This window comes from Micromonospora violae (genome assembly GCF_004217135.1).
GTDB classification, from domain to species: Bacteria; Actinomycetota; Actinomycetes; order Mycobacteriales; family Micromonosporaceae; genus Micromonospora; species Micromonospora violae.
In genome coordinates this window covers 3951512-3974752 of the sequence record NZ_SHKK01000001.1, presented here as the reverse complement: position 1 = coordinate 3974752, position 23241 = coordinate 3951512, and the positions used below count along the sequence as shown (strand labels likewise).

Here is a 23241-nt window from a genome sequence, read left to right as displayed (position 1 = left end):
ACGATGAAGTACGTGCTGATGTTCGTCGACTCGCCACAGTTCGCCGCCGACCTGGCCGCCATGGATGAGCCCGAACGGAACCGGGCCTACGCCCGCGTGCAGCAGTGGTTCGCCGACCACCACGACAAGGTCACTCATCACGCCTACCTGATGCCACCGGACACCGCCACCACCCTGCGGCTGGACCGAGGCGAGCCGCTGGTGTCCGATGGTCCGTTCGTGGAAGGCAAAGAGGTTGTCAGCGGCTACGCCGAAATCGAGGTGGCCAACCTTGACGAGGCGCTGCGGGTCGCCAGCTCCTGGCCAGCCTGCCCGGTGGTGGAGATTCGCCCCATCGCCGGATGAGCCAACCGACGTACGCCGAGCTGGCTCGCGTGGTCCGCGATCACGCGGGCCGGCTCGCCGCGTCCCTGGTGCATCTGGTTGGTGATTTCAGCGCCGCCGAGGATCTCGTCCAGGACGCCATCGAGGCCGCGCTGACGCACTGGCCGGTCGAGGGGATCCCTGACCGGCCGGATGCCTGGATGTACACGGTGGCCCGTCGTCGAGGTCTGGATCAGATTCGCCGCGAGCAGCGCCACCGACGGAAGCTGGCGCTGGTGGCGTGGCCGGCCGAGCCGCCACCGGAGGACCGACTTCGGCTGATCTTCACCTGCTGCCATCCGGCTCTGCCCCGTGCCGCCCAGGTCGCCCTCACGTTGCGGGTGGTGTGCGGTCTGACCACCGAGCAGATCGCCCGAGCGTTCCTCGTCCCGGAGGGAACCGTCGGGCAGCGCATCACCCGGGCCAAACGAAAAATCAGCGACGCGGCCATCCCGTACCGGATCCCGTCGGCGGACGAACTCGGCTCCCGGCTCAGCGAGGTCCTTGCCGTGATCTATCTGCTTTACAACGAGGGGTACCTGTCCACGGTCGGCGACCAGGTCCAATCCCGCGACCTGGCCGACGACGCCGAGTTCCTCGCCGCTCTGCTGCACCAACTCATGCCCACCGAACCGGAGGTCGCCGGCCTGCTCGCGCTCATCCGGCTGCACCGAGCCCGGACCAGCGCCCGCTTCGACCGGGACAATGAGATCGTCCAGCTCCAGCACCAGGACCGATCCCTCTGGGACCACCGGGCCATCGCCGCCGCCGGTCGGCTGATCGCCCAGGCGGCAGCGCGGAGACGACCAGGCCCGTACCAACTTCAAGCCGCCATCGTCGCCTGTCATGCCGAGGCAGCCAGCTGGGAGGAGACCGACTGGACCCAGATCACCGTGCTCTACGACCTGCTGCTGCGCCTGGCCCCATCACCGGTCACCCGGCTGCACCGGGCGATCGCGCTGCGCTACGTCAGCGGATCGTCAGTCGCGCTCGCGGACATCGACGTCCTGGCCGGTGAACTGGACGGCTACCACCTGTTCCATGCCACCCGAGCCGAACTGTTCCGCGACCTCGGCGACGCCACCCAGGCACGCACCGCCGACGAACGGGCCCTCGCCCTCGCCACCAACCCGGCCGAACGCTCCCTCCTGCGCCACCGCCTCACCTGGGGTTGAACGGGCGAGACAAGGCGTACTGGAGTCCGAGAGCAGGTCGAAGTAGCCGAGCACGTCGTCCTGTGTGGGCATCGCTCACTGTGCCGTCATCCCAGCATCGACTCCTCCGGTCACGCGTTCGAGGCACCGCAGGCAGGGTTATCCCGCCGCTGGGACAAGGTCGCGATGACTGGGCGGCGCAGCGCAGCGAGTTGTTCGGCGTCATCGTGCTGGTCGTGTCCCTGGTGACGATCGGGCACCGTCACCTCCACAATCCGGGCCACGGTTGACCGCTGCCGGGACCTGGCCGACAGGACAGAGACGATCAACGGCGCGGACCTGTTAATCAGTCTTGACTGCCAGGACCTCAACCGGCCCGGAGAGGACGCCCCCTTCCGCCCTGTTGCCCGGGTGCGCTGTCGCGCCGCACCGAGGATCAACTCCGGTCCGGCCGACCGGACCGCACCCGAGACCACCTGCGCAGCAGAGCCGCGCCGACGAACAATCCGCCGGCCGCGAGAAAAAGCCAGCCGGATTTGAGTTGCCCATCCCCGGGATTCGCCGGCTTATCGCCGTCGACGACCTCATTGAGAAAGGCGATCACCCCGGTGACTGCGGCGACCAAGGCGAGGAGGGTGGCAAGGATGCCGAAAAAGGCAATGACACCGTCTGTCCATCGACGCATAAATCCACTTCCCGCGAACAGTGGTTTGGTCGGCCACCAGGTGACCGACCAAACCAGTTGCTAGGCGAAACCCGTCAGCAGTTGGTGAGTTCCCAGTCCATCGGCAGCAGATACTCTATCACGTAGTATTCGTCCATCGATGCCCGGAAGAGGTTGAGCGGCCCGAGGCTGGGTGCGTCAAGTTGGCCGGACCCGTAGTCGATCTGAGCGGTGGCTGCGGCACCGAAGACGGGGTTCGACGTAGCCGAGGTCGTCGTCCTGGCCGAGAACTTGTAGGTGTGGGCCGGGGTGGAGTCGACGTTGAACACGTAATAGTTGCCGTCCTCGAGACCGTGCCAGTAGTAGTGGATCAATTCACTGGTTCCGTCCCCCTTGCTGGTCTGAATGTCCCACAGGGTCTGCATGAAGGGCGTGGCGTCCCGAGACCACCCGAACTGGATCAGCTGTCGCGTGCTCGCCTGTGAGGAACTGAACGTGAACGGCGAGATGGTCGTCTCGACGTAGTGCCCGCCCTGGAAGAAGGGATTGACGTATGCATTCATCTGGGAGGGCTGCGGCCAGTCGATCGGTACCGTGATGTTCAGGTCCATGGCGATGTTCGCCGAGGACGTGTGCGGGCTCTGGAAGAGCCCGTCCTGCGCGTCGAACGCCTGCGCGTAGCCCCACAGGGTGTCGTAGGCCTTCGCCATCGCGTACTGGCTGCCGCTTGCCGGCGGCGGAGGTGTTGCGCTCACCGAGTTCGGGTAGTAAGCGCAGTAATAGTGGTTGAAGTCGTCCGCCGGGCCGTTGGAACGGTCTGCCCCGGTCGCGTTTGTGGACTTCTGGGCCTTCGGCGCGGGGGCCTTGCTGCTGAACTGCAGTCTCGAACCGAGGGATTGGACATTGAGTTCCGCCGTAGTGAATCCACGACCCTTGCTCGCAAGCGGCTCGGCCAGTTTCGCCGTCGCCGGAACGTCCTTGAGGTCGAGCGGCTTTGGGACGTCCCCGTCGACGCCCGCACCCGGCCGATAGTCGCCATAGGCGGGAGCCTGATCCGCCGCAGCGTTGGTGACCGGTGCCACAGCCGCCAACAATCCACCGAAGACAACGAAGGTGAGCGCCCTCCGGAATCCCCTGTTTCGCCACCTCGCGCTCCGGACCGAATGCATTCCGGATTTCCGCTGTTCGCCTCGGTTGCGATGGAACGCTTTCATGCACTCTCCTGTCCATCAGACATGGGAGGTGTGGCACACGCGTTGTCGCGTAGCCCGCATGCCCCCGCTTTCCGACGACGACAGTAGCGACGAACGTCTAACTCCGGTACCCCGGCGTTGCCAATGCACTGACTGTCTGTAAGGAGCGCGCCGACCCGCGACCACGACGGACAGGATTAGCTTTCGGAAAGGACCCCGCAGGCGATGATAGCGATTGTGGCGACATCTACCGGTCCGGGGGACGGGTGTGTGACCACCGCATTTCGACCCAGAGAGTAGTCGCCGGACTGCACCATATGAAAAGAGTAATGACGCACCACGGGCTTGATCATGGCGCTCCGGGACGCATGCGGGAGAGCACGCACCACCGCGTAGCGGGCCGTCGGCCACCCCTTGATCATCGCCGCCACCTGCCTGTTCGGCGTGCGGATCTTCTACGCGCTGTACCGCGTATTGCGGCTGTTTGGGCGCTGTTCGCTGTCGCCGCGCGCATGTTCCGCTGAAGGCCGTTCCCGGCAGAGCGGCTTCGCTGATCTTGATGCCGGCTCCGGTGTCAGGTGACGGCGTGACGTGAACTCGGCGGAGCACAGCAGCGGCTCCAGCCTCAGGAACTCGACCACCTAGTCAGCCGGGGGCGGGAGGTCAGCAGCGGGGAGCGGCCAGCGGGGCGCCACCGGCGAGCGCTTCGACTGGCGCCGTCGGCGTTACCGACTCGGTCGGCGTCGGCGACGGCGACGCGGTAGCGCTCGGTAGGGCCGGGGCCGAGGGTGAGCTGCTGGGCATGGGGGCGGGGCTGACCAGGGAAACCGTGCTGCGTTGCACCTGCTTGGTGACCATCCGGATGCTGGCGGCGGTGGCCTGGCGTCCGTACACGTCGGTGACCTTGATGGTGTACGGCCCGGGGCCGAGCCCGCCCTCGACGGTCCAGTAGTTGTCGCTCTGCCGGGCGGCCTTGCGGAAGCCGCCGCTGGTCCCCTTCGCCTCGACCGAGCGGAGTGGGTTGCCGTGGTTGCCGACCTGCACCGCGAACCAGTATTTCGAGGCGCCGCCCTTGATCCGGAAGGTGAGCCCGCCGTCGAGTGGCGGGTTCACCACCGCCCGGTACGTCACGGACGCGATGCCCTGTGACCGGTCGGCGATCTTCGTGAACGCCTCGGTGGAGAGGTCGATCTTGTTGGGTCCGCAGCCGCCGCACTGGTCCATGACCATCACCCGGACCTTGCCCTTGGGGCCGCTCACCTCCAGGTAGCTGCCGCAGGCCGCCGATCCGGAGTACTGGGATGCGCCGAGGGCCACGTAGAGCCGATCCGCCGGGGGACCGGGGAAGGAGCAGTTGCCGCCGGAGCGGCCCGCGTCGTAGAAGCTGGCCTTTCCCTTGTGGACGGCGTTGCCCGTCGGCGGCGCGGCGCAGGCCGGGGTGGCACCGCCGCGGACGGCGAGGGTGATGCCGAGGACGGCGGCCAGGGTGGTAACCCCGACGCCGGCCAACCAGTGCCGGGCCCGCCGACTCAACCGGGGCGTGCTGCTCGCCGGGGTGTCGTTGTCGGGGGCCGCGCCTGGTGCCGTCACGGCGCCTGATGTTGCCGCAGCACCTTGCGGCAGCGCAAAGCCGTCCCGCGGATTGTCACTCGCCGGATCGGCGGGGACGCAGTCCGTTGAGGGCGGTGCTGACGACGAGGTCGGCGTACTCGGCGGTGAGCGGCCCGCTGCGGTGCAGCCATCGGTTGAGAATGGGCCCCCAGATCATGTCCACCGCCACGTCGAGGTCGACGTCCTCGGCGAGCTGGCCGGCCCGCTGGGCGCTGCGTAGGCGTTGCCGCTTGGCCTCCCGTAACGGCCCGTCCAACCGTTGGGCGTACGCGGCCGCCAGCTCGGGATCGAGCGCGATCTCGGTGGCCAGCGCGCGCATCGGTTGCTCGTACCGGGGGTCGTTCATCTCCTCGACGGTGGCGCGCAGCACCAGGGTCAGGTCCGTCGCCAGGTCGCCGGTGTCCGGCAGCGTCGGCGGCCCGCCCTCGGCAGCCTCGCTGAGCAGGAGGAAGGCGTCGAAGATGACCGCGCCCTTCGACGGCCACCAGCGGTAGATGGTCTGTTTGCCGACGCCGGCCCGCGCGGCGATGCCCTCGATGCTGAGCTTCGCGTACCCGACGTCCTGAAGCAGGTCGAAGGCCGCGGTGAGGATGGCGCGCCGCGACGTCTCGTTCCGGCGGGCCGTGTTGGGCGTCATGGGACGCCACGATAGCAGCACGAGACGAACCGTCTCGTCTTGACGGCGGCGACGACACGCCCTACTGTTCACCGCATCGGCGAGACGAACCGTCTCGTCTCGCAATGACTGAGGGAGAACACCTTGCGTACTGCCGCCCCACGTACCTGGTTCATCACCGGCGCCAGCCGTGGCCTGGGCCGGGCCTTCGCCGACGCCGCGCTCGACCGGGGTGACCGGGTGGTCGCCGCGGCCCGGACCATCGCCCAGGCCGACTTCGACGAGAAGCACGCCGATCGTCTGCTGGCTCTGACCCTCGACGTGACCGACCGGGCGGCGGTCATCGCCGCCGTGAACACCGCCGTCGAGCACTTCGGCCGGCTCGACATCGTCGTCAACAACGCCGGAACCCTGTCCATGGGCATGATCGAAGAGTTCACCGAGGCTGAAGCCCGAGCCCAGTTCGAGGTCAACCTCTTCGGCGCGCTCTGGGTCAGTCAGGCCGTGCTGCCGCACCTGCGCGCCCAACGGTCCGGACACATCGTGCAGGTCTCCAGCATCGCCGCGCTCGGCGGCTTTCCGAGCACCGGCCTGTACAGCGCGAGCAAGTTCGCCCTGGAAGGCATGAGCGAGGCGCTGGCGATGGAGGCCGCCGCCTTCGACATCACGGTCAGCATGGTGCAGCCGGGTGGGTACTGGACCGACCTCTACACCAGCGTGCGCGCCACCACCCCGATGGACGCCTACGCGCCGCTGCGCGCCGAGCTGGAGCGGCAGTGGGCGGACGGTTCAATCGACAGCGAACCCCGGCTGGCCGCCGAGGCGCTGCTGCGCCTGGTCGACAGCGACGACCCGCCGCTGCGACTCCTGCTCGGGAGCATGGTGTACGACCTGGCGTTCGACATCGCCCGCCAGCGGATGGACACCTGGGCGGCCTGGGAGCAGGTCAGTCGCGCCGCCGAACACGCCGTCGCCGCCCCCGGAACGCACTGAGCGCCGTATCGCCACGGGCCTCGGCTGCGGCGCTCTAGGCTCCGAGATATGGCGGCGGCGTGCCCATTCTGAAATGGCGCACAGGCCCACGATTTCTCCTCGCGAGGCGCAAACCTAGACGGAGAGGAACCACGCATGGCTGTCAAAACCAAGACCCGTCCGGGCACCACGGAGATTCGGCCGTTCTCGGTCGACATTCCGCAGGCCGACCTCGATGACCTGAAGAGGCGCATCAAGGCCACCCGCTGGCCGGACAAGGAAACGGTGGACGACCAGTCGCAGGGCGTGCCACTCGCGACGATTCAGGCCGTCGCCCGCTATTGGGAAAAGGAGTACGACTGGCGCAAGGTCGAGGCGCGGCTGAACTCCGTACCGCAGTTCCTGACCACCATCGACGGGGTGGGCATCCACTTCATCCACGTGCGCTCCAAGCACGAGGACGCGCTGCCGCTCATCGTCACCCACGGGTGGCCCGGGTCGATCATCGAACAAATGAAGATCATCGAGCCGTTGACCGACCCCACCGCGCACGGCGGGAGCGCCTCCGACGCCTTCCACCTGGTGATCCCGTCGCTGCCCGGGCACGGCTTCTCCGGCAAGCCGACCGCGTCAGGCTGGAACCCGCAGAAAATCGCGACCGCCTGGACCGAACTGATGAAGCGCCTCGGCTACGACCGGTTCGTCGCGCAGGGCGGCGACTGGGGCGCCGTCGTCGTGGACCAGATGGGCCTCCAGGCACCCCCGGAACTGCTCGCCATCCACACCAACATGCCCGGCGCGATCCCACCCGAGATCGACCTGTTGTTCCAAGGCGACACCACCGGCGCGAACAACGCCATGGGCTCACTGCCATCCGGTCTGTCCACCGACGAGATGCGTGCCGCCGAGGAAGCCAACTACGTCTGGAAGCACGTCGCGTACGCCCTCATGATGGCGACGCGTCCGCAGACGCTGACCGGGTTGGCGGATTCCCCGGTCGGTCTGGCGTCCTTCCTGCTCGACCACGACGCGAAGAGCCTGGCCCTGATCGCGCAGGTCTTCGACGGGGCGAAAGCGGGCCTGACGCGCGACGACATCCTGGACAACATCTCGCTCTACTGGCTGACGAACACCGCGGTCTCCGCGGCCCGGCTGTACGCGGAGAACAAGCTGTCGTTCTTCGCCGCCAAGGGCGTGAACATCCCGGTCGCGGTGAGCGTCTTCCCTGACGAGCTCTACGAGGCGCCGCAGAGCTGGGCCGAGCAGGCATACTCCAACCTCATCTACTACAACAAGCTCGACGTGGGCGGGCACTTCGCGGCCTGGGAACAGCCGAAGATCTTCTCCGAAGAGCTTCGCACCGCCTTCCGGTCGCTGCGCTAGATGGCCGTGCACCTGCCCCCGCTGAACGGGGCGGCCGAGTGGCTCAACACCGAGCCACTCGGCCCCGCCGACCTGGGCGGGCGCGTCGTCCTGGTGAACTTCTGGACGCTGACCTGCATCAACTGGCTGCGTCAGGAGCCGTACGTGCGGGCCTGGTCGCAGGCCTACCGCGACGACGGGCTGGTCGTCATCGGGGTGCACACGCCCGAGTTCGGATTCGAGCACGACCTCGAGTGGGTGCGGCGGGCGGTCGCGGCCCGGTCCATCGACTACCCGGTGGCGGTCGACAACGACTACGCGATCTGGCGCGCCTTCGACAACCACTACTGGCCGGCGCTCTACTTCATCGACACCGACGGCGTCATCCGCGACGACCACTTCGGGGAGGGACAGTACGAGCAGTCCGAACGGGTGCTGCAACAACTGCTCGGCGTCGAGCGGGACCCCGTACCCGTGCACGGCCTCGGCCCGGAGGCCGAGGCCGACTGGAACAACCTGCGCACACCCGAGACGTACCTCGGTTTCAGTCGCGGCGAACACTTCGCCTCGCCGAACGGCCCGGCGCTCGACGAACGCCGCGCCTACCACGTGCCGGCGAACCTGGGCCTCAACCAGTGGGCGCTGGCGGGGGAGTGGACGATCGGGTCGGAGAACGTCGTATTGGGTCAGGCCGGCGGCGGTATCGCGTTCCGGTTCCACGCCCGTGACGCGCACCTCGTGCTGGCCCCCGGGGCGGCCCAGTCGATCCCGTTCCGGGTGCTGCTCGACGGCGCGCCACCCGGCCCGTCACACGGCGTCGACGTCGACGAGAACGGCAACGGCGTCCTGCGGGACGGCCGGCTCTACCAGCTGGTCCGCCAGGATGGCGCGGTCGGTGAGCGGACTCTGGAGATCACCTTCGACGTGCCCGGCGTCGAGGCGTACGCCTTCACCTTCGGCTGACCCGCAGATCGACAGTGCTGACGGTCGGGGAGACCGGTGAGAAGCTGCGGACCTGAGCGCCCGGACGCAGCCGGTTGTCGGTCGCGTACCGGTCGGCGAGCGCCTTCTCCGCGGCCTCGTCGCCGCTGTCGGCTGCGAGCAGCAGAGCGGCGATCTCGTCGGCGAGCGTGAGGTCGGCGGTCGTCAGGTGGTCGGTCGCGAGGTCGTCGGTCATCGCGCCGAAGCTGTCCCACAGCAGCAGCTCGTCCTTCTGCCGATGGGCCAGCTCGTGCAGCACGTAGTTGTGGATGAACCACGCGCCGCGGATCGGCAACTCCGGGCTGACGCCGTAGACGTCGGGGTCGATCGCCCCTGCCCGGTACGCCGACCACACCCGCGCCGCCGAGTCGAAGAGCCCCGCCGTCGGGTCGATGTCGTACCCGTCGAACCCCCAGTCGGCGGCCGGGTCGAGCTCCGGGTCGGCCCAGACCCAGCGGTGACCGTTCCAGTACTCGACCAGCACGTGATCGTGGTGCCAGCCGGGGGTGAAGTAGGAGGCGAAGCCGACCCGGCTGCGGCTGGGAATGCGGTGCTGACGGAGGATCGCGATTGACAGCAGGGTGTGGTCCCGGCAGCAGCCGGCCACCCGTTCGGCGGCCGGACGTGCGCTCGTGAGGGCCAGCGGGAATCGGGACTGGTCGGTGTCGAGGATGCGGTCCACCCAGCGGTGATTTACCTCCTCCAGCCGGTCGTCGGGCAGCTCCACGCCGCCGGCCCGGTAGTGGACGATCACGTTGCGGACGGTCGCCGCCACGGTGGGGATGTCGGTCGCCACGGCGTCGAGGAGCCCACCGTGCCGGCCGGGGGCGCTGTAGGGGGAGTGGCTCCGGTAGTCATCGAGGTCCATGGCAGCAGTCTCCGGCCCGCCACCGTGTCAGGGTCAAGGCGCATTTTCCGGATAGTGTCGACTGCTGTGACAACGCCTGAGATCACCATCGCCACCCCAGCCGACCGGGATGCGGTGGTCGGCTCGCTGGTCGCCGCGTTCGTCAAGGATCCCGTCCTGCGGTACCTGTTCCCCGACGAGGAGACCTACCCGCGCCACGCCGCCGCGTTCTTCGGGCACCTCTTCGACAAGCGGGTCCACCGCTCGTCGATCTGGACGATCGGTGGGGGCGCGTCCGTGGCCATCTGGGAGCCGCCGGCCGACCCGTCGGCTGACCCGCCGGCCGCCGCGCACGGGTCGCCGGAGAAAGCTCCTTACCCCGCTGACGTGCTGGCCCGCGTGCAGGGCTACGACGAGGCCGTGCACGCCGCCCTGCCGACGTACCCGTTCTGGTACCTCGGCGTCCTCGGCACCCACCCGGACCGCGCCGGACGCGGTTGGGGTCGGGCCGTCATGCGGGCCGGGCTGGATCGTGCCGCCGCCGACGGTCTGCCGGCGATCCTGGAGACCAGCAACCCGGGCAACGTCGAGCTGTACCGCCGGGCCGGCTGGGAGGTGGTGGGCATCCTGTCGGAGCCCGTACCCACCTGGATCATGCAACAACCGACCCGCTAGGACGTCACGGTCCGCGTACAACCCAGCGAAGCGCCGTCGCCGCGTCCCGGTCGAGCGCCCACCGTCGAGATCTTGGACAGTTTCCGTTACGAGGGCGGGCTCAACCGGTGGTTGCAACACCGAGTAGCTGGGTCATCTTCTCACCTGGGGTGGCCCAGCCCAGGGTCATGCGGGGGCGGTCGTTGAGTTCGTCGGCGACGTGGTCGAGGCCGGCCTGGTCGATGGTGGTGAAGTCGAATTGGCCCTTGGGGAAGTACTGGCGCAGCAGCCCGTTGGTGTTCTCGTTGCTGCCGCGTTGCCAGGGGCTGTGGGGGTCGCAGAAGTAGACCGGGCAGTCGGTGGCGATGGTGAAGTCACGGTGGCGGGCCATCTCGACGCCCTGGTCCCAGGTCAGCGAGGCCCTCAACCGTTGTGGGAGCCAGGTCATCGCGGTGGCCAGCTGGGACACGACGTGTTCGGAGACCTTGCCCTCGGGCAGCCCGACCAGGATCACGAACCGGGTAGCGCGTTCCACCAACGTGGCGATCGCGGAACCACCGCGCCCACCCCGACGGACCCCTTCGAGCAGGTCACCCTCCCAATGCCCCGGCACCGCCCGGTCAGCGACCTCGGCTGGCCGGTCAGCGATGCGCAGGTTCACCCAGGGCCTAGCTGAACGCACCGCCCCGGCGCTCGCCGGCCGGCGGCGGCGGGCGGCCCGACCCGATCGCAACGCCATCTGCCGCGTCAAGTCCGCACGCAGATTGCCCCGCGCCTGCAGGTAGATCGCCTGGTAAATCGTCTCGTGCGACACCCACATCTCCGGCGTGTCCGGGAACTGCGTCCGCAGCCGGGCACTGATCTGCTGCGGCGAACGACGTCGTCGCAGCATATCCAGCACCACCTGACGCAACGGCCCGTCAACAGCCAACCGCGGCACCCGCCCGGACCGGTTATGCCGCAGAAACGACGCCCACTGCGCCATCAACGGCTGATACCGCTGCCCATAGCGCTCGAACCGACCCACCTCCCGCGAGATCGTCGACACCGACCGCCCCAACCTTCGCGCGATCGACCGCAACGACTCACCCGCAGCCCGACCCAACCCAATCTGCTCCCGCTCCAGCGGGCTCAACCTCGACGCCATAACCACCCCAACGACAATCACCGAAGGGTGTTGCAACCACCGGTTGAGCCCGCCGAGCTAACGGAAACTGTCCAAGATCTCGGCGTTTCCCCACCCCTATGTAGAGTTCCGATACAGTGGTTGGATGCGGATCACGATTCCGGTCGCGAAGGTGCTCGCGGCGTTGCTCGCCGAGCCCGACGAGCAGCACTACGGGCTGGATCTGATGCGGGTGACCGGCCTGCCCAGCGGCACCCTCTACCCGGTGTTGCACCGGTTGAGTGGGGCCGGCTGGTTGGCCGCCGACTGGGAGACGATCGACCCGGTCGCGGCCGGTCGGCCGGCCCGGCGCTACTACCGGCTGACCGCCGAAGGTGTGGCGCAGGCCAGGCGGGCCCTCGCCGAGCTGCGGGCCGCGATCCCCGACGGTCGTCCGTCGTGGGGCGGCAGCGAGCCCACCGGGGCACCGGCGTGGTGACCCGTCGGGCCGCCGAGCTGTTGCTGAAGTTGGCCGCGCGCCGCTGGCCGGCCGAGGTCCGCGACGACCTGCGCCGCGAATGGGCCGCTGAGCTGCACGTGCTCGCCGAGAGTGGGCGCTGGACGACGATGGTCGGCTTTGCGGCGAGCCTCGCCGTCAGCCGCGCCGGCACCCCGCTCGTCGATCGCAGCATGCTGCGTGGTCGAGCCGGCCGCACAGTCGCCGCACTGCTGCTGTCCCCGATCGCCTGCGTCGGGATCGTGGCCGCCGGCGCGATGGCGATGTTCCCGATCTACAACTGGTTGATGTTCCGGGCAAGTTGGGCGGAGCGGGCGCAGAAGCCGATCTGGACGACGATCGTCATCGTGCTGGCGGTCCTGCTGGCCGTGTTCGCTGCCCGCTGGGCCCGGCACACCGCCCTCGCCGGTCCGCTGCGCATAACGCTCGGCGTGGTCATCCCCGTCGGCGCGGCCGTCATCCTGTTCGTGCGCATCACCAGTCCCGAGAGCCTGGCCGGCGCCGTACCCGGTCTGCTGCTCTGGTTGGCCGGCCTGACCCTCGCCCTGTGGGCCGCGGCGAGCCTCGCCGTCCGGGGGCGCGTCCGCATCGCCTGGTGGGTGGGTGTCCTCGGCGCGCTCGTCGCCGCGGACCTCGCGGTGATCCTCGCCGTCGTCGACACGTACCCGGGTGGAATCGGCGCTGGGCCGGTGATCGAGGCACGGGAGCGCGTCGACCCGATCTCCGCACCGCTGTGGCTCTTCGCCTGCTGGACGGACTGGAACTTCGGCCTGCCCCGGCCGATCCAGTGGGAGATCTTCCTGATCACCAACCGGGTGCTGGCGGAACCCATGCTCTACCTGGCCTGCATGCCGTATGCGCTCGCCTACACCATCCGGGCGGCCCGCTCCGCGCCCGCCGCTCTGGTGGCGACCAGCAGCGCCACGGGCTGGACGTACCCGCCGAGCGGAAAGCCCCACCCGGGCACGCGAACGGCGAACGGGTGAGGACAACGCGAGCAACCACCGGAGCGCCGACATGGTGACCCGCCGGATCGCCGAGCTGCTGCTGGGGCTGGCCGCCCGGCGCTGGCCGGCCGAGGTCCGCGACGACCTGCGCCGCGAATGGGCCGCTGAGCTGCACGTGCTCGCCGAGAGCGGGCGCTGGACGACGATGGTCGGCTTCGCCGCGAGCCTCGCCGTCAGCCGGGCCGGCGCCCCGCTCCTCGACCGCAGCATGATGCATCGGCGGGCCCGCCGTACCGCCGCCGCTCTGCTCCTGGCCCCGCTCGCCTGCGCCGGGATCGTGGTCGTCAGCGCGCTGGCCATGACTCAGGTCTACAACTGGCTGTCGATGCGGGTGAGCTGGTCGACCGGGGCGCAGTTGCCGCTCTGGTCGACGCTGATCCTCGGCTTCGCGGTGCTGTTGGCGAGGTACACGTCCCGGTCGGCCCGGCACACCGCACTGCAGGGCCCACTGCGCATCGCGCTCGGCGTGGTGCTCCCCGTCGGTGTGGCCGCACTCGGGCTCATGTCCGTCCTCAACGGCAGTGTTGTCGGCAGCTTCGTACCCGGTCTGCTGCTCTGGTTGGCCGGCCTGACGCTGGCCCTCTGGGCTGCGGCGAGCCTCGCCGCCCGGGGCCGGGTCGGCGTCGCCTGGACGGTGGGCCTCGTCGGCGCGCTCGCCGCCGCCGACCTGGCCGTGATTCTCTTCGTGATCCAGACCATTCCGGGGCCTGGCGCCGTCGCGGCCGACGCGATGACATCGGACAGCGTCGACCGGATCTCCGCGCCGTTGTGGCTCTTCGCCTGCTGGACCGACTGGAACTTCGGCCTACCCCGCCCCACGTCGTGGGAGATCTTCCTGATCACCGACCAGTTGTTGCTGGAGCCGATGTTCTACCTGGCCTGCATGCCGTACGCGCTCGGGTACACCATCCGGGCGGCCCGCTCCGCGCCCGCCGCGCCGGTCACCCTCGCGCCGACCCCGGTGTGAAACCTCAGTCGGGTACGTCGTCCCAGGTCGTACCCGGCTCCAGGTAACCGGTCAGCTGCTTCTCGCGCAGCGCGTACGCGATGACGAGCAGGGCGTGCTTGTCCAGCGCGGGCAGCCGGTCCAACGGGAACCACCGCACGGCCAGCGACTCGTCGTCGTTGACCCGGGCGGTGCCGGCCACCACCCGGCACAGGAACCCCAGGTTCAGGTAATCGCAGCGGTCGCCGTTCGGGTAGGTGTGCGGATGCGTCACGGCGCTGGACATCCGCACCGGCGCGACGTCCAGACCCGTCTCCTCGCGCACCTCGCGGACCAGCGCGGTGGCCGGCTGCTCGCCCGGCTCGACGAAACCGCTGATCACCGACCAGCGCCCGTCGTCGGCGCGCTGGCCGAGCAACAGCTCCCCGGCGTCGTTGCGGATCACCGCGCTGACGCTCGGCAGCCAGAGCAGGTCGTGGCCGACGTGCTTGCGCATCCGCACGATGTAGTCCGGTATCGCCATTCGATGATCATAAACCGTGCGACCCTGCCGAACTGCGGTCGCGCGGGTCAGCGGACGATCCGCACCACCTGTTCGGCGCGGGCTTCTTCGCAGTTTGCGCCCGGGCAGGCGTAGGCCACCATCAGCAGCAGTGCCTCGCCGGTGTGGAACGGCGCACCGGCGACATCGGCCGGAATCAGCGTGGACAATGGTTGCGACTGGCCGGTGCAGGTCCAGATCCGGTACTGCGGCACGGACCCGTTGGCGATGCGGTTCCCCGCGGCCTGGGTGATCGTGCCGCGCAGCTCCCCGGAGGAGCCCTCGTCGCAGGTCACCACGACGTCCAGGCGCACACCGGCTCCTTTGGCGACCAGGGTCACCGACGTGACCTTGAGCGTGGGGGCGGCGGCGGCAGCTGGTGCCGCTCCGACGAGCACGAGCAGCGGCAGAACGAGGGCCATGATCATGGCAGGCAAGCGGCGTGTGCGTGGCATCGCGGGGCTCCGTCTCCGGTGGCCCGCCCAGGGTGGACGGAGGATGACCGCCTCCCATCATCGAGCCCTGTCACTGGGGCGGTCAATTCCCGGGGGGTTCGCCGGTGAACCCGGGCGCAGCAGAACTCCTGTTCTGAAAACTCTCGAACTCGCCTTCTTTTGCTGTTTCGGCCCGAAGCCCGGAATGCGTATCTACTGTGGAGATCGTCGGCGACTTGTGCGATCCGGTGGCGGCCGGCCGGTTCGCGGTGCACAGTGATTCCCATGAGCGACAGCGGACGTGGTGGGCAGTTCTACTGGTGCACCCGGCATCACCGGGTCGAGACGGACGCCAACGTGTGTCCGGCGAAGCACGTTCTCGGCCCGTACGACTCGGCGGCCGACGCGGAGAACGCCCTGCAACGAGTGCAGGAGCGAAACGAGGCGTGGGATGCCGAGGACGCTCGTTGGGCCGGGGAGGACAGATAGGCGGCGCGGGACGGCCCGCGCCGAGGCATTTCGTGCTCCGCGACGCACGCGAGAGCACGCCCCCGAGGAGGGAACCACGATGGCCGAAGCACAGCAGGCCACCAAGCGCCCGGCCGCCCGACGCACCACCGCGAAGAAGACCGCCGCGGCGGAGCGGAACACGGCGGCGAGCCGGACCACCCCCGTGCGCAAGTCCACCACGGGTGCCGCGAAGGCACCGGCCCGCAAGGCCGCCGGCGGGGCGGGCCGCGCCCCGGCCAGGAAGACCACCACGGCGGCGAAGAAGGCCCCCGCGAAGAAGGCCACCACCAAGGCCACCGCCACGACCACCGCCGCGGCCAAGAAGGCCCCCGCGAAGACCTCGACCGCCACCCGCAAGACGACCGCCACCGCCAAGCGGGCCCCGGCGTCCACGGCGCGTAAGACCACCGCCGCCGCGAAGAAGACGACCGGTACGGCGAAGAAGACGGTGAGCGCGGCGAAGAAGACCACCGCCTCGGCGGCGAAGAAGACCACCGCCGCCGCGAAGGCCCCGGCGCGTAAGACCACGACCGCGGCGAAGGCCCCGGCGCGCAAGGTCGCGACCAAGGCGTCCGCCGCCACGAAGACAGCCGCCACCAAGGCAGCCGCCAAGAAGACAGCCGCCAAGAAGACGGCGGCGAAGAAGACGGCTGCGGCGAAGAAGACGGCGTCCACCCGGCCCAGCGGTGGTGCCCGCAAGGCACCCGCCAAGAAGGCCCCGGCCGCGAAGGTGACGGGCACCTCGTCGACCACCGCCCGCAAGGCGGCGGCGAAGAAGGCCCCGGCGAAGAAGACCGTCGCGGCGAAGGCGCCGGCCCGCAAGGTGACCGCCCGTAAGTCGCCGGCCCGCCCGGTCGCCGCACGAGCCACCGCCCCCAGGGGTGCCCGCAGCGCCGCCCGGAAGGCGACCGGCTGAGCGCCGCCCACCCCTCGCCGGGCGGATTTCTCGGCCGGTCACCGGAAGCGGATCACCCGTGACGCTGTCAGGATTGACCCGTGGTCATCCGACGCGTCCTCGCGCCCCGCATCGACTTCGGCGCCTTGCGCCGCGAGCTCGGCCTGCCCGAGGAGTTCCCGGCCGACGCCCAGCGTGAAGCGGACGAGGCGGCTGCGGCACCGCCGCAGCCGCCCGTCGACCGCACCGACATACCGTTCGTCACCGTCGACCCCGCCACCTCGCGGGACCTCGACCAGGCGATGCACCTCGCCCGCCGCCCAGGCGGCGGCTACCGGGTGCGGTACGCGATCGCCGACGTCGCCGAGCACGTCACCCCCGGCGGGGCGCTGGAGGCGGAGACCTGGCGGCGGGGGCAGACCATCTATCTGCCCGACGGGAACGTGCCGCTGCACCCGCGCACCCTCAGTGAGGGCGCCGCCAGCCTGCTGCCCGACGACGACCGGGCCGCCGTGCTCTGGACCATCGACCTGGACGCCGACGGCGGCACCGTGGCCGTCGAGCTGGAACGCGCCCTCGTCCGCAGCCGCGCCAAACTCGACTACGCCGGGGTGCAGGCGGCCGCCGAGTCCGGGCGGCTACCCGACCCGATCGCGCTCCTGCCGGAGATCGGCGACCGACTGACCGCACGTGGGTTGCGTCGCGGGGCCATCAACCTGCCGCTGCCCGAGCAGGATCTGGAGCCCGACGGTGAGGGCTGGCAGCTGGTGCTGCGCGCGCCGGTGCCGATGGAGGAGCACAACGCGCAGATCTCCCTGCTGACCGGGATGGCCGCCGCCGACATCATGCTGGCCGGCCGGGTCGGCCTGCTGCGGACGATGCCCGCCCCGAAGCCGGAGGCGGTGCAGCGGCTCCGGGCCGCCGCCGCGCCGCTGGGCGTGCACTGGCCGGACGACGTGGGCCCGGGGCAGGTCATCGCCGGCCTGGACGCCGCCCAGCCGCGCGCCGCCGCGTTCATCGACCAGGCGGCCGAGCTGATGCGCGGGGCCGCGTACACCGCCTTCGACGGGGAGCTGCCGGAGCGGCCGGAACATGGCGGCGTGGCGGCCGCGTACGCCCACGTGACGGCGCCGCTGCGGCGACTGGCCGACCGGTACGCCACCGAGGTCTGCCTGGCCCTGCACGCGGGTCAGCCGGTGCCCGACTGGGCCCGCGCCGCGCTGCCCCGGCTGCCCGAGGTGATGGCGAGCACCGACCGGACCGCCTCGGCCGCTGCCCGTGGCGCCGTCGAGTTGGCGGAGGCGGCGGTGCTGGAGCACCGGGTGGGGGAGACCTTCGACGCGGCCGTCCTCGACGTGGACGCCCCGCCCAACGGCAAGTCCCGGCCCCGACCGCCCGGTGGCACCGTCGCGCTGGACGCGCCGCCGGTGCGCGCCCGCTGCCTCGGCCAACTGCCGCTGGGCGAACGGGTCCGGGTCCGTCTGGTCACCGCCGACCCGGCAGCCCGTACCGTCCTGTTCGAACTGGCCTGACCAGGCTGCCGGTGCCCGCAGGCGCGGTCGCGCACGGCAGCGGGGATTGTCACAGCGCCGAGCGCTGCTGACGGACCGGGCGGTTTGCGAGGATGAGGCCATGGCATACGACGCGAGCACGCTGCCCGACGTGTCCGGGCTGACGGTCGGCATCATCGGCGGCACCGGCGACCAGGGGCGGGGCCTCGCCTACCGGTTCGCGCGGGCCGGCCAGACGGTGCTGATCGGGTCCCGGTCGGCTGAGCGGGCCGCCGAGTCCGCCGCCGAGATCGCCGCCCTGCCCGGCGTGCCGGCCAGCGGCAGCGTCACCGGTGCGGCAAACGACGAGGTGGCCCGCCGCAGCGACGTGGTGATCATCGCGGTGCCGTGGGACGGGCACGCCGCCACCGTCGCCGCCCTCGCCGAGCCGCTCGCCGGCCGGATCGTCGTCGACTGCGTCAACCCGCTCGGCTTCGACAAGCAGGGCCCGTACGCGCTGACCGTGCCCGAAGGCAGCGCCGTGCAGCAGGCCGCGGCGTTGTTGCCGGATTCCCGGGTCTGCGCGGCGTTCAACCATGTCAGCGCTCCGCTGTTGGCCGACCCCGAGGTCGACCGGATCGACCTGGACGTGCTGATCTGCACCGAGGACCGCGAACTGGTCGGCATCGTCGGCGCGCTCGCCGCCCGGATCCCCGGTATGCGGGGCATCTACGCCGGCCGGTTGCGCAACGCCCACCAGATCGAGGCGTTCACCGCCAACCTGATCGCCATCAACAAGCGCTACAAGGCGCACGCCGGCATCCGCGTCACCGACCTCTGACCCTTGCTGTCGGGGTGTCCCAGAGTGTCGCCAGGGACACCCCGACCTCGCAGCCCTAGAAGGTGTGCTCGGCGGTGGGGAACTCGCCGCCGCGCACCTCGTCGGCGAACCGGCGGGTGGCGTCGGTGAGGGCGCCAGCCAGGTCCGCGTACCGCTTGACGAAGCGGGGGGCCTTGCCGGTCCGCAGCCCGGCCATGTCCTGCCAGACCAGCACCTGCGCGTCGGTGTCCGGGCCCGCGCCGATGCCCACCGTGGGGATCGGCAGCTCGTGGGTGATCCGCTTGGCCACCTCGCCGGGCACCATCTCCAGCACCACCGCGAACGCGCCCGCCTCCGCCACCGCGTGGGCGTCGGCAAGCACCTCGTCGGCGGCGTCGCCCCGGCCCTGCACGCGGTAACCGCCCAGGGTGTGCTCGCTCTGCGGGGTGAAACCGATGTGCGCCATCACCGGAATGCCGGCCCCGACGATCGCGGCGATCTGCGCGGCGTTGCGGCGGCCACCCTCCAGCTTCACCGCGTGACAGCCGCCCTCCTTCATGAACCGGACGGCGGTCCGCAGCGCCTGGGCCGGACCCTCCTCGTACGAGCCGAACGGCAGGTCACCGACGATCAGCGACTGCCGGGTCGCCCGCACCACGGCCCGTACCAGCGGAAGCAACTCGTCGACGGTGATCGGCAGGGTCGTCTCGTAGCCGAACACGTTGTTGGCGGCCGAGTCGCCGACCAGCAGCACCGGAACACCGGCCTGGTCGAAGATCGACGCCGTGTACTGGTCGTACGAGGTGAGCATCGGCCAGCGCTCGCCGCGCTCCTTGGCGGCCATCAGGTCGCGGGTGCGGACCCGTCGGGTGGCCGGGCCGCCGTACAACGCGGTCACCTCGTTCGGAGTGGACTCCACCATCTCTGTCTCCCTTCCTCGAGGCCGCCTGCGCGGTCCCCGGGTTCCGTCGCGATCGTCGCACCGTGCGACGGGGTGACGGCAGGGCCCAGTGCAAGATGTCACTTAGCGAAAAGCCGCCGCCGGCAGCCGCGAGAGCACCGCGCGGCGGCGCCGGGCCACGCCACCGACCCGGCACCCCCAGGTGTACGCCTCAGCCGTGCTCGCGCCACCGGTTGGTGATCGGCAGCCGGCGGTCCCGACCGAACGCCTTCATGGAGATCTTCGTGCCCGGGGCCGACTGCCGTCGCTTGTACTCGGCGGTATCCACCAGCCGCAGCACCTTGTCCACCACCGCCGGGTCGTGACCGGACTCGATCAGCCCGTCGCGGCCGAGGTCGCCGTCCACGTAGCCGATCAGGATCGGGTCCAGGACGTCGTAGTCGGGCAGGGTGTCGCTGTCGAGCTGACCCGGGCTCAGCTCGGCGCTCGGCGGCTTGCCGATCGAGTTCTCCGGGATCGGGGCGGTCTCACCGCGCCGGGCCGCGTCCCTGTTGCGCCACTTCGCGAGCCGCCAGATCAGCGTCTTCCAGACGTCCTTGACCGGGTTGAAGCCGCCCACCGAGTCGCCGTACAGGGTGGAGTAGCCGACCGCCAGCTCACTCTTGTTGCCGGTGGTCAACACCAGGTGGCCCTCCTGGTTCGACAACGCCATCAGGATCACGCCCCGGACCCGGGCCTGGAGGTTCTCCACGGCCACGCCGGACAGCGACAGGTTGGCCAGGAAACCGTCGACCATCGGCTGGATCGGTTCGACCCGGTAGTCCAGGCCGGTGCGCTTGGCCAGGTCGGCGGCGTCCTCCCGGGAGTGCTCCGAGGAGTGCTGGCTGGGCAGCGACACCCCGACCACCCGGTCCGGCCCGAGCGCGTCGACGGCGAGCGCCGCCACCACCGCCGAGTCGATGCCACCGGAGAGACCGAGCACCACCGACGGGAACCGGTTCTTGTTGACGTAGTCGCGCAGGCCCAACACCAGCGCCTGCCACACCTCCGCCTCGTCGGCCACCGGCTCGATCAGCCCGCCGGTGGCGGCCGGGCCGGCCGGCGCGGGCGGAATGCCGTCCAGCACGTGGTGCACGACCCGCATGCCGTCCGCCACCGTCTCGGTGCCCGGCGCGGTGGCGGCGGCCGGCAGCTCGACGTCGTGCACGAGCAGGTGCTCGACGAACTGCGGGGCCCGGGTGAGCAGCTCACCGTCGGCGCTCACGATCATCGAGTCGCCCTCGAAGACCAGCTCGTCCTGACCGCCGGTCATGTTGACGTACGCGATGGCGGCACCCGCCTCGGCGGCCCGGCGGCGGACCAGCGGCAGCCGGATGTCGTCCTTGTTCAGCTCGTACGGCGACCCGTTGATGTTGACGACCAGGCCGACGCCGGCCTGTCGGGCGGCGGCGAACGGACCGCCGGCCTGCCACAGGTCCTCGCAGATGGTCAGCGCCACGTCCACGCCGCCGATCCGCACCACTGTCAACGCGTCACCGGGAACGAAGTACCGGTCCTCGTCGAAGACCCCGTAGTTGGGCAGGTGGTGCTTGAAGTAGCGGGCGGCCACCGTGCCCCGGTGCAGCAGCGCGGCGGCGTTGCGGGCACCACGGCCCGGCTCGGCGTCCCCACTGACCTGCGGCGGCCCGTCGGCGTCCAGGTAACCGACCACGACCGGCAACTCGCCGAGACCATCGGCGGCCAGGTCGGCGGCGAGCCGCTCCACGGCGGCCCGGGACGCGGCGACGAAGGAGCGCCGGAAGACCAGGTCCTCGACCGGGTACCCGGTCAGCATCATCTCCGGGAAGAGCACCAGCTGGGCACCGGCGTCGGCGGCCTGGCGGGTCCAACTGCGGACCAGGTCGGCGTTGCCGGCGAGGTCGCCGACGCTCGGATTGACCTGGGAAAGGGCGAGACGCAGGGTGGGCATGTCTTCATCTTGCCCCAGGCTCCGCGCGACATTCCGTACCCTCGGACGAGATTGCCGCCACCTCCCGCGACGGGCGCGGGCCAGGCCGCGGCGGCAGGAGCTCGGCCGTCACGGCGGCAGGATCGGCGGACGGTGGACCGGGCGGGCACCCCGACGGCCCGGGCCCGCGCTCGCCGGGCGGGACACGAGGGGACGGCCGGCGGCAGTTCGCGTAACGTCTGCGTAACCAGGCCCGGGAACACTGGGCGATCAGGTCGGGTGCAGCCCGGCCAAGGCAGACAGAAGAGTGTCGCGAGGGGTTGGGGAAGTGGACCGTCAGCAGGAGTTCGTCCTCCGCACGCTGGAAGAGCGGGACATCCGGTTCGTCCGGCTGTGGTTCACCGACGTTCTGGGCACGCTCAAGAGCGTTTCGGTGGCGCCCGCCGAGCTGGAGGCGGCGTTCGAGGAGGGCATCGGCTTCGACGGCTCGGCGATCGAAGGCTTCGCCCGGGTCTTCGAATCGGACATGGTGGCCATGCCCGACCCGACCACCTTCCAGGTCTTCCCCTTCGAGGGCGGGGTCAGCGGCGAGAGCGCCCGGATGTTCTGCGACATCCTGCTGCCCGACGGCAGCCCGTCCTGGGCCGACCCCCGGCACGTGCTGCGCCGCGCGCTGTCCAAGGCGGCCGAGAAGGGCTTCACCTTCTACACCCACCCCGAGATCGAGTTCTTCCTGCTGGAGAACGGCCCGCAGGACGGCTCGGTGCCCACCCCGGTCGACACCGGCGGCTACTTCGAGCACACCACCCACGCCGTGGCTCGGGACTTCCGCCGCCAGGGCGTGCTGGCGCTGGAACGGATCGGCATCTCCGTGGAGTTCAGCCACCACGAGGTCGCGCCCGGCCAGCAGGAAATCGACCTGCGGTACGCCGACGCGCTGACCACCGCCGACAACATCATGACCTTCCGGCACGTGGTCAAGGAGGTCGCGCTCTCCACCGGTGTGCAGGCCAGCTTCATGCCGAAGCCGTTCACCGACCAGCCGGGCAGCGGGATGCACACCCACCTGTCGCTGTTCGAGGGGGAGCGCAACGCCTTCCACGACGGCGGCGACCCGATGAAGCTGTCCAAGGTGGCGAAGTCCTTCATCGCCGGCCTGCTGGTGCACGCCCGGGAATACACGGCGGTCACCAACCAGTGGGTCAACTCGTACAAGCGGCTCTTCCCGCAGCACCTGCCCGACCGCATCACCGAGAGCCCCGCGTACGTCTGCTGGGGTCACCTGAACCGGTCCGCGCTGGTCCGGGTTCCCGCGTACGGCAAGCCCAACTCGGCCCGGGTCGAGGTCCGCTCACTGGACTCGGCGACCAACCCGTACCTCGCCTTCGCGGTGCTGCTCGGCGCCGGCCTGAAGGGCATCGAGGAAGGCTACGAGCTGCCCCCGGGCGCCGAGGACGACGTCTGGTCGCTGACCAGCGCGGAGCGGCGCGCCATGGGCTACGAAGCGCTGCCGGAGAACCTCGCCGAGGCGATCGACGTGATGGCCGGCTCCGAACTGGTCGCGGAAGTGCTCGGCGAGCACGTCTTCGACTTCTTCCTGCGCAACAAGCGGGCCGAGTGGGAGCAGTACCGCCGCGAGGTCACCCCGTACGAGCGGCAGCGCTACCTGGCGCTGTAGACACTGGGGCTGACGCGATTGCGCGCTGCCGC

At 70.2% G+C, this 23241-nt stretch carries 24 protein-coding genes; 14 read left to right on the top strand and 10 right to left on the bottom strand.

What is annotated here, in order from left to right:
- Positions 1–3 precede the first annotated feature (3 nt).
- Complete coding sequence (locus tag EV382_RS17455) at positions 4–345, top strand: YciI family protein (RefSeq protein WP_130403252.1); 342 nt, start codon at positions 4–6, stop codon at positions 343–345.
- Positions 342–1538 (top strand): RNA polymerase sigma factor, encoded by a 1197-nt coding sequence (locus tag EV382_RS17450; protein ID WP_130403250.1) that lies wholly within the window; start codon positions 342–344, stop codon positions 1536–1538. The genes EV382_RS17455 and EV382_RS17450 overlap by 4 nt, the downstream gene beginning before the upstream one ends.
- 415 nt (positions 1539–1953) lie before the next feature.
- Here EV382_RS17450 and EV382_RS17445 read toward each other — a convergent pair whose 3' ends face one another.
- The 4 genes from EV382_RS17445 to EV382_RS17430 form a co-directional block, all read right to left on the bottom strand.
- On the bottom strand, positions 1954–2202 hold the full coding sequence (locus tag EV382_RS17445) for a hypothetical protein (RefSeq protein WP_130403248.1): 249 nt from the start codon (positions 2200–2202) through the stop codon (positions 1954–1956).
- 74 nt (positions 2203–2276) lie between these two features.
- The gene (locus tag EV382_RS33535; protein ID WP_244236737.1) at positions 2277–3395 is read right to left on the bottom strand and encodes a hypothetical protein; all 1119 of its coding nucleotides are present in this window, start codon (positions 3393–3395) and stop codon (positions 2277–2279) included.
- Positions 3396–4037: 642 nt separating this feature from the next.
- Positions 4038–4964: an expansin EXLX1 family cellulose-binding protein gene (locus EV382_RS17435; protein ID WP_130403246.1), complete on the bottom strand. Its 927-nt coding sequence runs from the start codon at positions 4962–4964 to the stop codon at positions 4038–4040.
- A gap of 55 nt (positions 4965–5019) precedes the next feature.
- Positions 5020–5622 (bottom strand): TetR/AcrR family transcriptional regulator, encoded by a 603-nt coding sequence (locus EV382_RS17430; RefSeq protein ID WP_130403244.1) that lies wholly within the window; start codon positions 5620–5622, stop codon positions 5020–5022.
- A 123-nt stretch (positions 5623–5745) separates the two neighbouring features.
- Here EV382_RS17430 and EV382_RS17425 point away from each other — a divergent pair, with 123 nt between their 5' ends.
- The 3 genes from EV382_RS17425 (at position 5746) to EV382_RS17415 (ending at position 8898) form a co-directional block, all read left to right on the top strand.
- Entirely contained in the window at positions 5746–6594 is an 849-nt protein-coding gene (locus tag EV382_RS17425; protein ID WP_425271906.1) for an SDR family oxidoreductase, read from the top strand.
- 135 nt (positions 6595–6729) lie between these two features.
- Positions 6730–7956: an epoxide hydrolase family protein gene (locus EV382_RS17420; RefSeq protein ID WP_130403240.1), complete on the top strand. Its 1227-nt coding sequence runs from the start codon at positions 6730–6732 to the stop codon at positions 7954–7956.
- Positions 7957–8898, top strand: a complete 942-nt coding sequence (locus EV382_RS17415; RefSeq protein WP_130403238.1) for a redoxin domain-containing protein — start codon at positions 7957–7959, stop codon at positions 8896–8898. It abuts the gene before it with no gap.
- Here the strand turns inward: EV382_RS17415 and EV382_RS17410 are convergent.
- Positions 8885–9784, bottom strand: a complete 900-nt coding sequence (locus EV382_RS17410; RefSeq protein WP_130403236.1) for a transglutaminase domain-containing protein — start codon at positions 9782–9784, stop codon at positions 8885–8887. The genes EV382_RS17415 and EV382_RS17410 overlap by 14 nt on opposite strands.
- A 66-nt stretch (positions 9785–9850) precedes the next feature.
- Here EV382_RS17410 and EV382_RS17405 point away from each other — a divergent pair, with 66 nt between their 5' ends.
- Positions 9851–10438: a GNAT family N-acetyltransferase gene (locus EV382_RS17405; protein ID WP_208758438.1), complete on the top strand. Its 588-nt coding sequence runs from the start codon at positions 9851–9853 to the stop codon at positions 10436–10438.
- Positions 10439–10538: 100 nt separating this feature from the next.
- Here EV382_RS17405 and EV382_RS17400 read toward each other — a convergent pair whose 3' ends face one another.
- Complete coding sequence (locus EV382_RS17400; RefSeq protein WP_130399851.1) at positions 10539–11564, bottom strand: IS30 family transposase; 1026 nt, start codon at positions 11562–11564, stop codon at positions 10539–10541.
- 124 nt (positions 11565–11688) lie between these two features.
- Between EV382_RS17400 and EV382_RS17395 the strand changes: the two genes are divergently transcribed.
- The 3 genes from EV382_RS17395 to EV382_RS17385 are packed head-to-tail and all read left to right on the top strand — an operon-like array spanning position 11689 to position 14013.
- The gene (locus EV382_RS17395; protein WP_130403232.1) at positions 11689–12021 is read left to right on the top strand and encodes a PadR family transcriptional regulator; all 333 of its coding nucleotides are present in this window, start codon (positions 11689–11691) and stop codon (positions 12019–12021) included.
- Positions 11982–13025 (top strand): hypothetical protein, encoded by a 1044-nt coding sequence (locus EV382_RS33145; protein ID WP_208758437.1) that lies wholly within the window; start codon positions 11982–11984, stop codon positions 13023–13025. The genes EV382_RS17395 and EV382_RS33145 overlap by 40 nt, the downstream gene beginning before the upstream one ends.
- Positions 13026–13056: 31 nt before the next feature.
- Positions 13057–14013 (top strand): hypothetical protein, encoded by a 957-nt coding sequence (locus tag EV382_RS17385; RefSeq protein WP_244236736.1) that lies wholly within the window; start codon positions 13057–13059, stop codon positions 14011–14013.
- A gap of 4 nt (positions 14014–14017) precedes the next feature.
- Here EV382_RS17385 and EV382_RS17380 read toward each other — a convergent pair whose 3' ends face one another.
- Both EV382_RS17380 and EV382_RS17375 read right to left on the bottom strand, forming a co-directional pair.
- Positions 14018–14515, bottom strand: a complete 498-nt coding sequence (locus tag EV382_RS17380) for an NUDIX hydrolase (RefSeq protein WP_130403230.1) — start codon at positions 14513–14515, stop codon at positions 14018–14020.
- 47 nt (positions 14516–14562) lie between these two features.
- Positions 14563–14955, bottom strand: a complete 393-nt coding sequence (locus tag EV382_RS17375) for a hypothetical protein (protein ID WP_130403228.1) — start codon at positions 14953–14955, stop codon at positions 14563–14565.
- A 297-nt stretch (positions 14956–15252) separates the two neighbouring features.
- Here EV382_RS17375 and EV382_RS17370 point away from each other — a divergent pair, with 297 nt between their 5' ends.
- The 4 genes from EV382_RS17370 (at position 15253) to npdG (ending at position 18703) form a co-directional block, all read left to right on the top strand.
- Positions 15253–15456, top strand: a complete 204-nt coding sequence (locus tag EV382_RS17370; protein WP_130403226.1) for a hypothetical protein — start codon at positions 15253–15255, stop codon at positions 15454–15456.
- Positions 15457–15535: 79 nt separating this feature from the next.
- Positions 15536–16393: a histone gene (locus EV382_RS17365; RefSeq protein ID WP_244236735.1), complete on the top strand. Its 858-nt coding sequence runs from the start codon at positions 15536–15538 to the stop codon at positions 16391–16393.
- An 80-nt stretch (positions 16394–16473) separates the two neighbouring features.
- On the top strand, positions 16474–17904 hold the full coding sequence (locus tag EV382_RS17360; RefSeq protein ID WP_130403224.1) for an RNB domain-containing ribonuclease: 1431 nt from the start codon (positions 16474–16476) through the stop codon (positions 17902–17904).
- Between the two features lie 100 nt (positions 17905–18004).
- Positions 18005–18703, top strand: a complete 699-nt coding sequence (npdG, locus tag EV382_RS17355) for an NADPH-dependent F420 reductase (protein WP_130403222.1) — start codon at positions 18005–18007, stop codon at positions 18701–18703.
- Positions 18704–18758: 55 nt separating this feature from the next.
- Here the strand turns inward: npdG and panB are convergent, their stop codons facing one another.
- Together panB and EV382_RS17345 are read right to left on the bottom strand one after the other, a co-directional pair.
- A complete protein-coding gene (panB, locus tag EV382_RS17350) occupies positions 18759–19604 on the bottom strand; it encodes a 3-methyl-2-oxobutanoate hydroxymethyltransferase (protein WP_130403220.1) in 846 nt (281 codons plus the stop codon).
- A 190-nt stretch (positions 19605–19794) separates the two neighbouring features.
- Positions 19795–21552, bottom strand: a complete 1758-nt coding sequence (locus EV382_RS17345) for an NAD+ synthase (RefSeq protein ID WP_130403219.1) — start codon at positions 21550–21552, stop codon at positions 19795–19797.
- A 307-nt stretch (positions 21553–21859) separates the two neighbouring features.
- Between EV382_RS17345 and glnA the strand changes: the two genes are divergently transcribed.
- Entirely contained in the window at positions 21860–23209 is a 1350-nt protein-coding gene (gene glnA, locus EV382_RS17340) for a type I glutamate--ammonia ligase (RefSeq protein WP_130403217.1), read from the top strand.
- Positions 23210–23241: the final 32 nt, after the last annotated feature.

Bases quoted from the DNA above. Each gene is read 5' to 3' on its own strand.
- EV382_RS17455 (WP_130403252.1), top strand. From the start codon at position 4: ATGAAGTACGTGCTGATGTTCGTCGACTCGCCACAGTTCGCCGCCGAC.
- EV382_RS17450 (WP_130403250.1), top strand. From the start codon at position 342: ATGAGCCAACCGACGTACGCCGAGCTGGCTCGCGTGGTCCGCGATCAC.
- EV382_RS17445 (WP_130403248.1), bottom strand. From the start codon at position 2,202: ATGCGTCGATGGACAGACGGTGTCATTGCCTTTTTCGGCATCCTTGCC.
- EV382_RS33535 (WP_244236737.1), bottom strand. From the start codon at position 3,395: ATGAAAGCGTTCCATCGCAACCGAGGCGAACAGCGGAAATCCGGAATG.
- EV382_RS17430 (WP_130403244.1), bottom strand. From the start codon at position 5,622: ATGACGCCCAACACGGCCCGCCGGAACGAGACGTCGCGGCGCGCCATC.
- EV382_RS17420 (WP_130403240.1), top strand. From the start codon at position 6,730: ATGGCTGTCAAAACCAAGACCCGTCCGGGCACCACGGAGATTCGGCCG.
- EV382_RS17415 (WP_130403238.1), top strand. From the start codon at position 7,957: ATGGCCGTGCACCTGCCCCCGCTGAACGGGGCGGCCGAGTGGCTCAAC.
- EV382_RS17410 (WP_130403236.1), bottom strand. From the start codon at position 9,784: ATGGACCTCGATGACTACCGGAGCCACTCCCCCTACAGCGCCCCCGGC.
- EV382_RS17400 (WP_130399851.1), bottom strand. From the start codon at position 11,564: ATGGCGTCGAGGTTGAGCCCGCTGGAGCGGGAGCAGATTGGGTTGGGT.
- EV382_RS17395 (WP_130403232.1), top strand. From the start codon at position 11,689: ATGCGGATCACGATTCCGGTCGCGAAGGTGCTCGCGGCGTTGCTCGCC.
- EV382_RS17385 (WP_244236736.1), top strand. From the start codon at position 13,057: ATGGTGACCCGCCGGATCGCCGAGCTGCTGCTGGGGCTGGCCGCCCGG.
- EV382_RS17380 (WP_130403230.1), bottom strand. From the start codon at position 14,515: ATGGCGATACCGGACTACATCGTGCGGATGCGCAAGCACGTCGGCCAC.
- EV382_RS17375 (WP_130403228.1), bottom strand. From the start codon at position 14,955: ATGGCCCTCGTTCTGCCGCTGCTCGTGCTCGTCGGAGCGGCACCAGCT.
- EV382_RS17370 (WP_130403226.1), top strand. From the start codon at position 15,253: ATGAGCGACAGCGGACGTGGTGGGCAGTTCTACTGGTGCACCCGGCAT.
- EV382_RS17365 (WP_244236735.1), top strand. From the start codon at position 15,536: ATGGCCGAAGCACAGCAGGCCACCAAGCGCCCGGCCGCCCGACGCACC.
- npdG (WP_130403222.1), top strand. From the start codon at position 18,005: ATGGCATACGACGCGAGCACGCTGCCCGACGTGTCCGGGCTGACGGTC.
- panB (WP_130403220.1), bottom strand. From the start codon at position 19,604: ATGGTGGAGTCCACTCCGAACGAGGTGACCGCGTTGTACGGCGGCCCG.
- EV382_RS17345 (WP_130403219.1), bottom strand. From the start codon at position 21,552: ATGCCCACCCTGCGTCTCGCCCTTTCCCAGGTCAATCCGAGCGTCGGC.